Source organism: Pseudomonas sp. SAR267, from assembly GCF_052077595.1.
Taxonomy (GTDB): Bacteria; Pseudomonadota; Gammaproteobacteria; order Pseudomonadales; family Pseudomonadaceae; genus Aquipseudomonas; species Aquipseudomonas vlassakiae.
Window position 1 is genome coordinate 3376498 of sequence record NZ_JBQIHU010000001.1, and the last position, 12242, is coordinate 3388739.

At 61.3% G+C, this 12242-nt stretch carries 6 protein-coding genes; 2 read left to right on the forward strand and 4 right to left on the reverse strand.

Translation table 11 applies throughout. From position 1 onward, the window contains the following. Positions 1 to 356: 356 nt before the first annotated feature. Together ACTORR_RS16010 and ACTORR_RS16015 are read left to right on the forward strand one after the other, a co-directional pair. Entirely contained in the window at positions 357 to 2303 is a 1947-nt protein-coding gene (locus ACTORR_RS16010; RefSeq protein ID WP_256587393.1) for a BCCT family transporter, read from the forward strand. Positions 2304 to 2427: 124 nt separating this feature from the next. After that, positions 2428 to 7080 carry a dermonecrotic toxin domain-containing protein gene (locus ACTORR_RS16015; protein ID WP_313364431.1) on the forward strand — a complete coding sequence of 1551 codons (4653 nt, stop codon included), beginning with the start codon at positions 2428 to 2430 and terminating at the stop codon, positions 7078 to 7080. Between the two features lie 77 nt (positions 7081 to 7157). Here ACTORR_RS16015 and ACTORR_RS16020 read toward each other — a convergent pair whose 3' ends face one another. The 4 genes from ACTORR_RS16020 to ACTORR_RS16035 all read right to left on the reverse strand — a co-directional run bounded on the left by ACTORR_RS16020 (position 7158) and on the right by ACTORR_RS16035 (position 12125). Then, positions 7158 to 8561: a S1 family peptidase gene (locus ACTORR_RS16020; protein ID WP_313364432.1), complete on the reverse strand. Its 1404-nt coding sequence runs from the start codon at positions 8559 to 8561 to the stop codon at positions 7158 to 7160. Positions 8562 to 8639: 78 nt separating this feature from the next. After that, positions 8640 to 9407 (reverse strand): divergent polysaccharide deacetylase family protein, encoded by a 768-nt coding sequence (locus ACTORR_RS16025; RefSeq protein WP_054884247.1) that lies wholly within the window; start codon positions 9405 to 9407, stop codon positions 8640 to 8642. Between the two features lie 8 nt (positions 9408 to 9415). Then, entirely contained in the window at positions 9416 to 10750 is a 1335-nt protein-coding gene (locus tag ACTORR_RS16030) for a S41 family peptidase (RefSeq protein WP_054884248.1), read from the reverse strand. A 79-nt stretch (positions 10751 to 10829) separates the two neighbouring features. Continuing rightward, the gene (locus ACTORR_RS16035) at positions 10830 to 12125 is read right to left on the reverse strand and encodes a murein hydrolase activator EnvC family protein (RefSeq protein WP_054884249.1); all 1296 of its coding nucleotides are present in this window, start codon (positions 12123 to 12125) and stop codon (positions 10830 to 10832) included. Between the last annotated feature and the right edge of the window lie 117 nt (positions 12126 to 12242).

A 12242-nucleotide genomic window follows, 5' to 3' on the forward strand; every position in this document is an offset into this window, starting at 1 on the left:
ACCCCCGGAATACAAGGCGTTGACGGGCATGAGCGAGGCGAAATGCAGATTCTGCCGTACGGTCACTGGCCTGCGACAGGCCCTTGGAGCGGGCGGGGTGATCTGTGACGAATGCGCGCACCCAAGTGCAGGGCGTGGCATTTTCAGCAGGCCACCTGTCTGTTTTTTTGCAACGTATCGATTCGGGATCGCGGTTTCCAGGGTGCTTTTATAACACCTGATGCAGTGGCGGAATTCCACCAATTGCTCGGGAAAGACTGATTAGCCTCCAAAGCCGTACTGCCCGGAGCATTCGTGCAATGAGTTCTGCCTCACTTACCAAGCCCCCCGCCGAGAGGGTCCGGGTCAACCGCGTGGTGTTCTTCACCTCCGCGCTGATGATCCTCGTTCTGACTGCCTTGTTGATCGCTGTACCTGAAACTGCCGGCCAGGTGCTGGGCGTAGCCCAGAAATGGCTGACGCGCACCTTCGGCTGGTATTACATGCTGGTGATCGGCGGTTATCTGCTGTTCGTCGTCTACCTGGCCTTCTCCGACTACGGCAAGCTCAAGCTTGGCGGCAAGGACGACCAGCCTGACTTCAGCTACGGTGCCTGGGCCGGCATGCTGTTCTCCTCTGGTATCGGCATTTCGCTGCTGTACTTCGGCGCGTCCGAGCCGCTGGACCACTATTTCAACCCGCCAGAAGGCACCTCTGCCAGCCTCGAGGCCGCGCGCCAGGGCCTGCAACTGACCTTCCTGCACTGGGGCCTGCATGGCTGGGCGATCTACGCCCTGGTCGGCCTGGCCGTGGGTTACTTCGCCTACCGCCACAATCAACCGTTGGCCCTGCGCTCGGCGCTTTACCCGCTGGTGGGTGAGCGCTGGGTCAAAGGCGCTGCGGGCAATGCCGTGGACATCTTCGGCATGTTCGTCACCCTGCTGGGCCTGGTGACCAACTTAGGCATCGGTTCGATGCAGGTGTCCTCCGGCCTGGAATACCTGTTCGGCATGGACCACAGCAAGACCAACCTGCTGGTGGTGATTCTGGTGATGGCCGGCGTGGCCACCGTGGCGGCTGTATCGGGTGTGGAGAACGGCATTCGTCGCCTGTCCAACCTGAACATCATGCTGTTCAGTGGTCTGCTGATCTTCGTGCTGCTGGGCGGCGAAACCCTGCACCTGCTCAATGGCTTCGTGCAGAACATCGGCGACTACCTCAACGGTATCGTGCTCAAGACCTTCGACCTCTACGTGTACGAAGGCGAAGCCGGCAAGTCGGAGCGCTGGCTGGGCCTGTGGACCGTGTTCTACTGGGCCTGGTGGATCTCCTGGGGCCCGTTCGTCGGCATGTTCATTGCCCGTATCTCCAAGGGCCGTACCGTGCGCCAGCTGGTCAGCGGCGTGCTGTTGATCCCGCTGGGCTTCACCCTGGCCTGGCTGTCGATCTTCGGCAACACCGCGCTGGATCTGGTAATCAACCAGGGCGCGGTCGAGCTGGGCAAGACCGCGCTTGAACAGCCGTCTATGTCGATCTACCAGCTGCTGGAATACTTCCCGGCGGCCAAGATCGTGATCGGTGTGGCGGTATTCGTTGGCTTCGTGCTGTTCCTCACCCCGGCCGACTCCGGCGCGGTGATGATGGCCAACCTGTCGTGCAAAGGCGGCAAGGTCGACGAAGACGCCCCGCACTGGATGGTGGTGTTCTGGTCGGTGGTCATCACCCTGGTCACCATCGGCTTGCTGTTCGCCGGTAACTTCGAAGCCATGCAGACCATGGTGGTGCTGGCCGGCCTGCCGTTCTCGGTAGTGCTGGTGCTGTTCATGTTCGGCCTGTACAAGGCCATGAAGCAGGACGTGGCCGTCGAGCAGGAGCGTGCCGAGCTGGCCGCCCGTGGCCGCCGCGGCTTCTCCGAGCGCCTGACCCAGCTGGAACTGCAGCCCACCCAGGCCGTGGTCCAGCGCTTCATGGACAAGCACGTCAGCCCGGCGCTGAAAGATGCCGCCGCGCAGTTGCAGACCTTGGGCTTCGAGGTGGAAACCCGGGTTGGTCAGTCACGCAACACGATGGGCTTGCGGGTGATGATGGACGAGGGCAACCCGTTCGTTTACGAAGTGAGCCTGGACGGCTACATGGCAGCGCCGAGCGAGGCGCCGGTGCAAGGCGAGCCGGAAGTGCGCCAGCGCTTCTACCGTGCCGAGGTGTACCTGCACGATGGCAGCCAGGAGTACGACCTTATGGGCTTTACGCCGGAGCAGATCGTGCGCGATGTGCTGGACCAGTTCGAAAGCCACCGCCAACTGCTGGGGCGTGTCTACAGCTGATGGCAGGACGTTGAAAAGAAGGCCTTGCCCAACGGAGCAAGGCCTTTTTTTTGAAGCAATATGTAGTGCGGGACCCGGGCGTGATTGCCGCAGCCTAGCGCTTTTCAGAGCGGAGGTACCCAGCATGATCCGATCCCAGCTTCCAGTCTTCGATTTCAGGCAGGCCGTTGCCAGCCAGTTTGGCGACAGACCGACCCTGCGCCAGGTTGCCAGTGAACAACTGCTGCGCTTGTTGTTGGCAGAGCTGCCGTGGTTGGCCGATGTCACCCCCGCTCTGACAACGGCTGACCCGCTGATGCTGGACAGCCCGGACCCTTCGAGCACCTATTGGACCACCGCTCCCTTGGTGGATCGGGTACTGGAAGCCTTGCTCGATCCGCAGCTGCTGAGCATCGAGCCACTGGCTGATGGCCGCTATTACAATCTCGGGCTTACCGGCACTTATCGTTTCGCCGGTTCGACGACAGAATTCGATACTCGCCAGCTGTCAGGCTTGTCTCCCGCACTCAATCAGTTGCTGGAGCAGCTTCCACAGCACTTCTGCGAGGCCCAGGTCGCCTATTGGCGGGCCAAGGGCAGCGCCGGAGTCAGTCGCGACAGTTGGTTGCAGTTGCTGCTCAGGATCGCTCTGCTACGCGGCCTGCCCTGGCAAGGTCTGGCTCCACAGGAGCAAGCGTGTATCCGTGGCCTGCTTCATGGCGGTGATGATCAACCTCCGGTGTACTTCGTCCAGACACATCTGATCAGTGCGTCGCAGCAGCATCATCAGATGCAGTGCCAGATGCTGGTATGTGGCGAATGGGATGAGCGCGAAGTCGTACTGTGGTGCGCCCCTTCGGGCGCAGTGCGCAGCTTCGACTCGTTGGGCGCGTTTGGCCTCGGATTGCGTGACGAACTGGCGCAAGGCTACGCCTTCGAACAGATGACCTGGCAACGCTATCCGGTCAAGGGAAACATATTTTCCCAGCAGGTTTCACTTTTGCTCGAGACGCTGCTGCAAAGGGTTGAGCACGCCCGCTATGGCGACATCAAGGATGTACCGGCCCTTGAGCAGCGTTTTGCCCAGCTAAGCGACCCTTCGTCCTGGTTCGAGGTTTATCAGGATGAAACCCCTGCCGTGAAGGCACCTCCGGGCTGCCTGGCAAGCGCTGCCCAGGACAGCTTTGCCTGTAGCGCCGCATTGCTGCAGATTGCGCTTCATCAGCTCGACTCGGGCGGCATCGCAGCACTGGACGGCATTCAGTCGTTGACCGATTACGCTCGCCAACGGCTAATCACGCAAATTTGCCAGGACCATGGGGCTGACAGCTCTCCGGATGACCTGATGCTTGACCTTTACCTGGCCCGTGGCATGCCGGGAGGATCGGCAACAGGTACTGGTGGCGGCGAACCACTGGTCTTCGCTGGCAGCAAGACGCTTACTGAATTTGCCATCGGTAACCTCGCTTCCCTCAAGGGGGCAAGCATCGAGCGAATCTACCTGCGCAGCGGGGGTGACACGCCATCATGGTTTGATGCCGATACGGCCAGAGCACTCGTTACCAAGGTAGATATCGGAAGGCATTATCCCGCCTATGTCGCCGCGCAACTGGACGACCCGGCCAAACGCGCAGACCGGGTCAGACGGTTGGGTGGTGAATGGCGTGCAGCTCTGCTCGCCGCTGCGATGAATGCAAAGCTTGATGGCAAGATTCGTGAGCCTGGGCTGCAATGTGTTGTGGATTTCTGTGCCGGTCATGTTGACCCGCTCACGCCGCGAATGATGTTGATTCCGTTGGCCTTCAAGCGCAGCGCAACGTCTTTGAAAACGGACCCAGTCCGCTGCATGTACATTCTGTATTGTGCAGAACCTTCACTGGCGCTGCTTTACCGCCCCTTGTTCGCACGCGACACGCTTCGTGAATATGCGAGTTTGTCGGACCTGCTCGAACATGTGCGCGAGTCGAAGCTGCTGCAGGACAGTATTCTCGACTGGATGGAGCCGAGCGTCAGGGCCATATACGACCATGGTGGTTTCAGCGAACCTCACATCAGTAGCATTGGCGTAGATCCCTTCGTTCAGCCTGTTCGACCAGAGCCCGCACAGCTGGCCATCACCTACTGGCATGGCGGCATTGACGAGAAAGTTTACGCGGCGAATCGAGATCTGCTGGTCAGCCTCGCCGATCAACAGACGGTATCCAATGCCGAAAACCGCTGGCAAACCCTGTGCGAGGGCGCATGGCTGTTGTTCGATGTCGTGACGTTGGTGATCCGTGGGCCGGTGGCATCAGTGGGCTGGCTGGTGCAATTGCTGGTGTCCTTGCAGCACGACCTGGAAGCGCTGGAGCGTGGCGATGAGTTTGACCGTGCAGCTGCAACGGCCGACCTGATATTGAACCTGAGCATGGTATTGCTGCATGCCAGGCAACCTGCCCAGAACACTCCCGAGCATGAGTTGCCCGGTGCGGCAGCAGTCGAAGGGCCTGAGGCGCAGCGCGGAGCTTTTGCCGAAATCGCTGTCGCTCCTGCGCAGGAGGCGGTGGTTGCTGGTGAAACGCTGCCTGTTCGCTGGCTCGATTTTTCCTGGCGGGGCCAGAGCGGCTTCAACTGGTTACCGCGCGCGCAGCGGGAAGCACTCCAGGCCATGCGTTCAAGTGTGCTGCTCAACGGCTTGAAACCGTCGAGCAATGCTGCCACGGCGGGATTGTACCGCATCGATGACGACTATTACGTCGCCTTGGCCGGGGATGCCTATCGGGTGGAACGACTGCCAGATGGCGTGCGGGTGGTCGATTCCAACGGTAACCCAGGGCCTTGGCTGGATTTTGTCGATGGCGTCTGGCGGGTGGACACGGCACTGCGCCTGAGCGGCGGTATGAAGCAAAACTCCGCGCGCGTTCGGCTGGCAACCCGTTTTCGCGAATTGCATCAACAGATCAACCAACTGGACCAACAGGTCAATCTCGCAAGAGCGCAATTTGGCAGGATGGCCATGAGTTCACTGGAGGCGAAGAAGAAGCTGCAAGGCCTCAAGGACCTCAGGGCCAAGGCAGCGGAACAACAGTCCGCATTGCCTGAGGGAGAAGAAGCTACGAAGTTGCAAGCCCTGCTTCAGCGCTACGATCAACGCATAACCGAGTTGGAGCGGGATGACTTCAGGCAGAGAGACCAATCCATACAGCAGCTGGAAACCGCAGTCAGCGCCGAAAAGGCAATACTGGCGCTGCTGGCGACCATCAGAGAACCGAAATTTACCAGTGAACGGCTGAAAGGCGGTTGGGATGCGGTGCTCACCCAGCACGAAGTAACTGTGCGGGAGGGGTTTATCCGTAATAGCGACTTCATCGTAAATGAGCTTTGGGGCCTTGCCGACTATCCCGAACTGGTCGCGATGCAAAAAGCGCTGGATGGGCGCCCCATTGCTGAAGTCGCTGGGTTGTATCAGCAGTTGCGTAGCAAGCTGGAATACGTTGTCGGCCTGCAGGATCGCATCCTCGCAGGGTACGAAAATCTTGACCAGTTGCTGGCTGACACTGCAGACGAATTCGCGATTACCGGTTCGCCGGGTGAACCGGTGCGTACTGTTGCGCAACTGATTGCCCTGCGCAGATTCAACACGGTCCAGCTGCGTTTCCACCAGGTATTGAACCTGGCTGACCTGGCGTTGCACCTCGACAATGACGGCGGGCAGAGCGCACTTGCCGGCTACCGGGAGGAGCTGACCGGGCTGAGTCTGCGCAATGCCGCTGAAGCTCACGGCGAGCTGGACTTTTCCAATCTGTCGGCAGCGGACAGGATAGTCATCCTGCAGGAAGCCTGGGATGAATACAGTGCTGCGCTGCTCAACAGCGACCGTATTCGCAAGGAAGGCGGGGCATTGATCGAGCCGGCGATGATCGATCGATACCAGGAACATGTCGGCAAGCTCAAACTGGATGCGGGTAGCCGTCTGGTCGGGGCAATTCGCGAGCAGGATGATGCCAGTGTACCTGCCAAGCGTTCGCCGTATCCGGTTTCCGGCGAACCGCAGCGGCTGGTGCGTAATGCTCAGGGCCAGCTATTGATCGGGACCGAGATCGAAGTGCAGGGCCAGCGCTTGCTTGAGGTGCGGGAGGCGGTCAGCGAAGCAGTGCTGGCCACCTTCGAGCAGGTGGATGGCGAATGGCGCCAGCGTGAAGGCAAGCGGCCCTCGTTGTCTGACGAAGCTCCCCCAAGCGATCTTGCCATGTGGATACAGTCCCTGCGGGACGAGAACAACGCGCTGCGGGAAAAAGCCGAGTCCTATGTGCTGCACGATATCAAGGGTGCCTTGCTGGCCCGGTTATTCGACCAGCAATTGGACAAACTGGCTCAGGCGGCGAGCATGGTGCGTGAGGCGGGTGGCAACGACACGCTGCTCAGGGCCTTGGAGCGAGAGGCGGACGCTTTGCGTGCAGAGAAAAAGCTGCAACTCACCACCCTTTACACGGACACCAACTACCCTTCCGCCGAGGCCCTGCGCTTCCTCCATGCAGAGGGCCTGATCACGGTTGAATACAACGAGCGGCGGACCATGCAGGACGGTACTGCTTTTGACGAATACCGGGTACTGCGTCTGCCAGGCAAACGCAACCTTTGGGCTGCGCATTTCCATTTCCAGTCACCTGACGATTTCGCCGAAGACTTTGTCGCCGGTCACCTGAAGACCTGGAGTCAGCGTCGTATGAGTAACCGCCTCGCTGCAGTTGCAGGACAGCGGCTCCACCGCGGCAAGCTGACGCTGGAGCAAGCCAGGGGAATCATCCCGTTCCATTGATCCACCCGGCAACACGGCGGGCGCTAGCCTGCTGTACCTGGCAGTCACGTGCGGGTACAGCAGGCTCGGGCGGCCTGTCACGGTGCAGCGGATTGCAGCAGATCAGTGTGAAATTCAGAACGCTGCCCAATCAGATCGATGGCAACGCTGCATAACTTCAAGGGCAAGGCCGAGACCGGGATATTGCGACTTTGTGCGCGCAGCAGGCGATAGCCGGATGGATCGTCGCAGTCTGTTGTTGCCGGTGCACCACGCTTTACCCGGTAGAAGACAACATCCGGATCTCGCAGCCAATTGATGCGAATGCTGCCGTCGGGCAAGTGTTCTATCGCCACGCGGGCCTGAGGCTTGCCAGGTGGCAGCAGGTCAACTTTGATGCTCAGGCTGTTGGCCATGAGTGCGCGGGAAGGCAGCTGGTCTGGCGACTGTATGCCGATCAGGCACAGGTAGTGGGTACCGGGCTCAGGACCGATCGGGTCGTTGATCAGATTTTCGCTTGAAGCAATGGTGCCGCTGTAGCCAGCCGGGTCTTCGCAAGCAAGCGCGTCGGTGCTGGTTTTGTAGCGGTAGCGCGGCGTATCGATCAGGAATTGAAAGCCCCAACGCGCAGGTTCAGAAGGAGCGTCAGCCAGGCTTCGCGCATTGGTCAGCTTTTTGAAGCTGCCGCCCTGCGGCTCGAGTTGAAAGCCCGGCAGCAATTGGCAATCTTCCAGATCAAGGTCTGCACGACCTGCACTGAAGCAGCCAACAAGGCGATGGACCGGGATTGCACCGACTTCATTGTCATGCATGCTGTTGGCGAGGCTGACCAGGCGGTTGCTCCCGGTGTCCACGACCGGGCTCCCGGACGCTCCCTCATCCAGGCCTTGGCAATCATTACGCCTGGCATTGCGCCACACCCAGTTGCCGACACTGGATGTTCCGTGGAAGCGCTCCGTGCAGGTGGACAAGCGCAGGCCTTTGCCGATTGAGCTGGGTTCGCCGATTACCTGAACCGCGCTGCCCGATGCGGCGGAGCGGCCCAGCTTGAGCGGCTTGATGCCTTGTGCCAGCAGCTCCTCAAGGGTGGCATCCACCTCCAGAAGCGCCAGGTCGGCACCTTGCAGGCTGCTCCATACCGTGCGTTTCAAGGGCACGGTGTGGCGCTGGTCTTGTGTATCGACAAAATAGTTGAAGGCAATGCTGCCGGTAATCGGCTGGTCAACAATGACCTTGCCATTGACCCCGCCAGCGCAGTGCCCGGCTGTCAGTATGTAGGCCGGCCCACTTGTACCGTGGGTGTCATCACGGCTGTCCAGCAAGGTGCCGATGCAATGTCGGTTTTTCCAGATCAGCCGGCCAACGCCTGTCCACTGCGAGTTCTGGCCAGCGCTGTTGTACAGGGTAAGTGGTGCCGAGGGAGGAGGCGTGATGTCGTTGGCATTGGCCAGGTGGCTGGAGAGTGTCAGGCCTAGCGTAGCCAGGAGTGAGGGGATATGCATGTCGTACCTCCATGGAATGGAGGACGAAGGGTGAAGGTGCTACCGATGTGCTTGGCGGTACATAGATGAAGGGCCTGCTCAGCGGTTGCTGTAGCGGCCATGCTTGCCATGTGCCGGCATGGCCTGGTTGCTCCGCTCGGCGATCATCTGCGGTAGCTTGATCAGGATGACACCTTGGCCTTTGAGCCGTGGTAGTTCGCGTGCCAGCACTTCGAGTGTTTGTGGGTAAGGGTGGCCGATCAGCACTGCCGAGCCTTGCTTGCGGGCCAGGGCGATGCCTTGCTGAAGCTGACCGGTAATTGCCTCGGTGGTGCGCACATCGTCGAGGAATACATCCCGCGAAACATGCGCCAGCCCCTGTGCCTGGGCTTCGGCAGCCGCCACGGTGGCGGCGCTGGTGCGGCTGTCGACGAAGAACAGGTGACGACGCTGTAATTCGCCCATCAGCCAGGCCATCGGCTCACGCTGGGCGGTCATGCGGCTGCCCATGTGGTTGTTGATACCGGCGGCATACGGCACCTTGGCCAGGGCTGCATCGAGGCGTCGGGCCAGTTCGTCCTGGGGGATGCCGGGGTGCCAGGCATAGGGGCCGGTGGCCGGGTCCATGGGCATGTGCAGGATCACCGTCTTGCCGGCCTTGTGGGCCTGGCGGGCGAAATCGGTGGCGTGTGGGGTGTCGGGCATGATCGCCATGGTCACTGGCCCAGGCAGGGCGAGTGTGCGGCTGTCACGCTCGGCGCTTTGGCCCAGGTCGTCGATTATGATGCTCATATAGGCCTTGCCGGCCGGTGCCGCTTGTGCGACTCCGGCCATCAGGCAGACCAACAGACACAGCAGATAACGCATGGGCGGGGTCAGTCGCCCTTGGTGATGTTCAGGCCCTTGAGCAGGCTCAGCGCCTGGCTCAGCTGGTAGTCGCTGTCCTGCGGGCGTTCCTGGCGCTTGGTGCTGCCGGTCGGTCGGTCGGCGCCACCGTTGCCGTTGCCCAGGTGGCCCTGCAGGTCGGCTTCCTTGAAGGTGTCGTTGTCGTTGGCGTCGGCAGTCAACTTGGCTGGGCGCACTTCAATGTCGGGGACGATGCCCTGGGCCTGGATCGAGCGGCCGTTGGGCGTGTAGTACAACGCAGTGGTGAGCTTCAGGGCGCGGTCATTGGCCAGCGGCAGCACGGTCTGTACCGAGCCCTTGCCAAAGCTGTCGGTACCCATCAGCACGGCGCGTTTCTGGTCCTGCAGGGCGCCGGCGACGATTTCCGAGGCCGAAGCGCTGCCGCCGTTGATCAATACCACCAGTGGCACCCCTTCGCTGGCGTCGGCCGGGTCGGCGGAGAAGCGCAGTTCGGAATTGGCGATGCGGCCCTTGGTGTAGACGATCAGGCCCTTGGTCAGGAAGTGGTCGGCCACTTCCACTGCCGATTGCAGCACGCCGCCGGGGTTGTTGCGCAGGTCAAGGATCACCCCACGCAGTTTCTTGCCGTTGTCCTTGCGCAGCTTGGCCAGGGCCTTGCCGACCTCGTCACCGGTCTTGACCTGGAACTGGGTGATGCGGATGTAGCCATAGCCGCTTTCCAGAAGCTGGCTCTTCACGCTCTTGACCTGGATTACCGCGCGGGCAAGGGTTACGTCGAACGGGCTGCCCCCGTCGCGCACCAGGGTCAGGGTGATCTTCTCGCCAACCTTGCCACGCATCTTGTCGACCGCTTCGGTCATGGTCTGGCCGCGGGTCGGGGCGCCGTTGATCTTGACGATCAGGTCTCCGGCCTGCACGCCGGCTCGCGATGCCGGGGTGTCATCGATAGGCGATACTACCTTGATATTGCCGTCCTCCTGGCCCACTTCGATGCCGAGGCCACCGAATTCGCCACTGGTGCTTTCCTGCAGCTCCTGGAAGTCCTCAGGCCCGAGGTAGGCCGAGTGGGGGTCAAGGTTGCTGAGCATGCCCTTGATGGCGTTCTCCAGCAGGGTCTTGTCGTCCACAGGTTCGACATAGGCCGCCTTGATACGGTCCATGACCTCGGCAAAGGTGCGCAGCTCTTCCAGCGGCAGCGGTGCCTTGGCGGTCACCTCGGTGGCGGGCACTGCGGCAGTCTTGGCTGGTGAGGCCTTCACCGGCTCCGCGGCGCTGGCCAGGGGCGCACCGATCGCCAGGGCGATGGTCAGGGCCAGCTGGGTGAGGCGAGGCGAGTGCAGCATGTCGAACGAACTCCTGATCCTGTAAGCGCTCCCTGCGGAGCATCGGCGCAGCGCATGGCGCCATGCCGTATGTAATGTGTCAGCCGCGGCACCACTGCGAAGGGTCGGTTGGCCGGCCCTGCTGGCGAATGGCGAAGTACAAGCCTGCGCTGTCCTGGCCACCGCTGTCGCCAACGGTGGAAATGGCTTCGCCGGCCTTGACGATGTCGCCGGCGCTCTTGAGCAGGCTCTGGTTGTGGCCATACAGGCTCAGGTAACCATTACCATGGTCGAGAATGACCAGAAGTCCAGCGCCACGCAACCAGTCGGCAAACACCACGCGCCCGCCGTGCACTGCGTGTACCTGGGTACCTGGGCTGGCGCTGATCATCACGCCGTCCCACTTGGCCCGGGCATCGCTGCCGCGCGCATCACCGAAGCGTGCCAGCAATCGACCATTGACCGGCCAGGGAAGTTTTCCCCGGGCTGCAGAAAATGCACCGCCGTAGCTGGCGCCGTCACTGGAAACCAGTGGGCCGAGGGTGGTGCGGGCCTTTTTCGGCGGCTCGCTATCTTCCCTGTCCGCACGGGCGGCCAGGGCCTCCTGTTGGCGGCGTTTCTCGGCTTCCTGCTGGGCGAGCAGGGCTTTCTTGCGCGCTTCTTCGGCTTCGCGGGCCTGGCGTGCCAAGGTTTCCTCGATGGTCTTGAGCACCTTGGCCAGGTCCGCCTGGTCCTGTTGGCGCGCCTGCAGCTTCTGGTCGCCATCTTTCACGTCGCTGTTGAGCTTGGCCAGTACCTGCTGGCGTTTGCTGCGTTCGGCATCCAGCGCCTGGCGGCGCGTGTCGAGGTCGGCGCGCTGCGCCAGCAGTTGTTCCTGCTGACGGGAAATGTCCTGCTCGACGTTGGCCAGTTGGCGCAACGTTTCATTGAAGGCCTTGAGCTGGTCGAGGCGCGCCTTGCTCAGGTAGTCGTAATAGGTGAGGGTGCGGGCGAACTTCTCAGGGTTCTGCTGATTGAGCAGCAGCTTGAGGTATTCCTCGCGGCCGTTGTTCTGGTAGGCCGAACGGGCCTGAATGGCAATCAGCCGCTGTTGCTCAACGCGGGCGCTCTGGAGTTTTTTTTTCTCGGTATCAAGGCGCTCCAGCTCGCCCTCGGTCTTTTTTAGTTCTTGTTGCAGGGCCTCCACCTGCTTCTCCAGGTTGCCGATGTCGGTCTCGGTGGCCTTGAGGTCTTTTTGCACACCGGCTTTTTCTTCCTGGAGCTTGCTCAGCGTCTTCTTGAGCTCGGCAATGTCCTGGCGGGTGGCGTCCAGTTGCTGCTGGGTCTGCGCGCGCTCATCGGCGAATGCCGGGCTGAGCAGGCAGGACAGGGCTAATAGGATCAGGGCGCGTAGCATGGGGTTTGGCGTACCGGGGATGGAGACTGGCCTAGTATGCCCGTGCGGGCAGGCAAAAAAAACGCCTCGCTGCCGGGGCAGCGGGGCGTTTGTCCGGAATTCATGTGCAAAGGGGCC

Coding starts and splice junctions, on each gene's coding strand:
- ACTORR_RS16015 (WP_313364431.1), top strand. CDS start 2,428: ATGATCCGATCCCAGCTTCCAGTCTTCGATTTCAGGCAGGCCGTTGCC.
- ACTORR_RS16035 (WP_054884249.1), bottom strand. CDS start 12,125: ATGCTACGCGCCCTGATCCTATTAGCCCTGTCCTGCCTGCTCAGCCCG.
- ACTORR_RS16025 (WP_054884247.1), bottom strand. CDS start 9,407: ATGCGTTATCTGCTGTGTCTGTTGGTCTGCCTGATGGCCGGAGTCGCA.
- ACTORR_RS16020 (WP_313364432.1), bottom strand. CDS start 8,561: ATGCATATCCCCTCACTCCTGGCTACGCTAGGCCTGACACTCTCCAGC.
- ACTORR_RS16030 (WP_054884248.1), bottom strand. CDS start 10,750: ATGCTGCACTCGCCTCGCCTCACCCAGCTGGCCCTGACCATCGCCCTG.